This is a genomic window from Methylophaga sp. UBA1464, from assembly GCF_002325665.1.
GTDB lineage: Bacteria > Pseudomonadota > Gammaproteobacteria > Nitrosococcales > Methylophagaceae > Methylophaga.
Map to the genome: position 1 here is coordinate 26,548 of NZ_DCSO01000078.1, position 2,360 is coordinate 28,907.

Sequence of the window (2,360 nt, forward strand, 5' to 3'; positions counted from 1 at the left end):
AAATTCAAATATTTCCCACAAAGCCCCCATTCCCAGCGCAAACATAAAAGCAAAAAACGCCACAAATCCGGGCTGCATCTGCATATGAATACTGTCATTTTCATTCAGTAAATAAACCAGAAGAAAACCTGTAATTCCCAGCAAAAATCCTGAAGTAGTATGCAGTGCAATGTCCCACCACCAGAAACGGGTGTAAGAGCCATGAACTTCACCTAAAAAAATTGACGCGAAAATAAAGCCGATTGCCATCAGCTGAAATACAGGTGGCACATGCACATTGAATTTTTTGGCGAGCAAAATCGGGAATAATGTGATGATGATTATGCCGGTGGTAATCACCACATTAAGCCATTGTTGTTCCCAAATTGCCCCGGCCAGCCCGATAAACAAAAGAAACTGTAAAAAAAGAGTAAGTTTTCGTGACATGGATGTTTCGGGCATATTGGCTCCGGTACTCAAATGAACTGTTTGAACCTAATGGAATCATACACATGTGATTCCTTTAAATTACGTATGTTCATTAATAATCTCAATTGAAAAATGAGTTTGACTGTATGACTGCGAACAAATGACATATTTGCGAATAGTTTTCTTCGTTTTGGGATTCTTGCCCGTGCAAGCTTTTGCCGAGCAAATCATTATTTTCCGGCATGCGCTTGCTCCTGGAGTAGGTGATCCGCCGGGATTCGAACTGGAAGATTGCCAGTCACAACGTAATTTATCTGAGCAAGGCCGACAACAAGCCATTGAGCTGGGCGATAAACTTCGTGATCTGGGTATCAGCGATGCAGAGGTTTATTCAAGTGAATGGTGCCGTTGTCTGGAAACAGCGGAACTACTGGGCTTTGGAAGTCCCCAAAAGCTGACGGCATTGAATTCGTTTTTTCATGCATCAAATCGCCATTTAAAAAAACAATTTCTGCAGGACTGGAAGACACATATTGTTCAGCAGCAAACAGAGAAACCCCGAATTTATATTACTCATCAGGTTAATATTTCCGGGCTGTTAGATGAGTTCATCTTATCCGGTGAAGGGGTCATAGTGGAAGTGGATGAAAATGAGGCGTTGGAAATTGTATCGGTTTTGCAATGAACCCTTTTGCCCTGTTAGAGTCCTTTAACACAAACACTCGCTTTTAGCCGGCTCAGTAAAATGCTTTCGGATTCCGGAAAAATTTACTAATGGCATCAGTCTCAAGCCTTTAGGCTTGCAATCGATTAAAAAATAACGAAACCAAACAAGGGAGATCTCAGCATCGTGCGGATTTTTGATATGCAATGGAAGTTAACTTCGGGTCTGCTGATGACATTGTTGTTAGCCTTCAGTTTTACCGACATGGTATGGGCTGAACCTGCTGCTTCATCCAATAACGAAACGCATTACTCGGCACTTGCCGATACGCTTGAAAATGAGCAGGCACGTGAAAAACTCATTACCGAACTGCGTGATTTGGCCGAAGCCGCAGGCGCGATGGATAAAGAGACTGATTCAGTCAGTCTGGTAGCTGAGCCCACTTTTGCCCGGCAAATTGCTAATAAAACCCAAGCCGTCGCCCAGGAAATTGTTTCAACAGTGAGTGCGGGTTTTTCTGCTTTAACCGGAACGGATTCGGATCAAGAAAGCGCGTTTGATTGGCAGCTGATACTGGATGAAATCTTCTTTCTGGTCGTCGTGATTGCTGCCACGTTATTGATGTTTTACGTGCTGCGCAGTCTGGCACGCCATGCTTTTCGCCGTGCCAATAACTGGGCTGAAGCAGATGGCGAATATCCGGTTTTTCGAAAATTCAGCGCGATTTTACTGGCTGCAGTTGTTGATTTACTAACCGTTATTTTGGCATGGGTAGCCGGTTATGCTGTGGCTTTATTTGCCATTGGCAGTAATGGTGAGATGAATGTCAGTCAATCGCTATTTCTGAATGCCTTTCTGGCGATTGAAATATTCAAAGTGATTCTGAGAACCGTCTTTGCTGGGCGGGATGATGCTTTGCGTTTATTACCCATCTCAGCTGAAAGTGCGACATACTGGCATATCTGGCTGGTGCGTTTAACCAATTATATCGGCTACGGCATGCTATTGGTGGTGCCACTTGTCAATCTGAATATTAATCCGGTGATTGGCCAGTTGGTCAGTGTATTGGTGGTATTAAGTGCATTTATCTATGCCGTCCTGGTGATCATGCAAAACCGCATGTTAGTCAAACAACGTTTGTTATTCCACGCGCAGCAGTCCACCTTTAGTTTTTCACGGGTCAGTCTGGGAATTCTTGCGCGCAGCTGGCATGTGTTGGGTATTGTTTATTTTGCCGTAATGGCGGGAGCATTATTACTTCGTCCGGAGGATGCCTTGCCGATGATGT

Annotated in this window: 1 protein-coding gene and 2 pseudogenes; 2 read left to right on the forward strand and 1 reads right to left on the reverse strand. The window is 44.0% G+C overall.

The window, feature by feature from the left end; genetic code table 11:
- Positions 1-441: pseudogene (locus B3O33_RS09885) on the reverse strand (hypothetical protein); the annotation flags it as partial.
- A gap of 172 nt (positions 442-613) precedes the next feature.
- Here B3O33_RS09885 and B3O33_RS09890 point away from each other — a divergent pair.
- Both B3O33_RS09890 and B3O33_RS09895 read left to right on the forward strand, forming a co-directional pair.
- Complete coding sequence (locus B3O33_RS09890; protein WP_292361585.1) at positions 614-1,093, forward strand: histidine phosphatase family protein; 480 nt, start codon at positions 614-616, stop codon at positions 1,091-1,093.
- 180 nt (positions 1,094-1,273) lie between these two features.
- Positions 1,274-2,360: pseudogene (locus B3O33_RS09895) on the forward strand (mechanosensitive ion channel protein MscS); the annotation flags it as partial.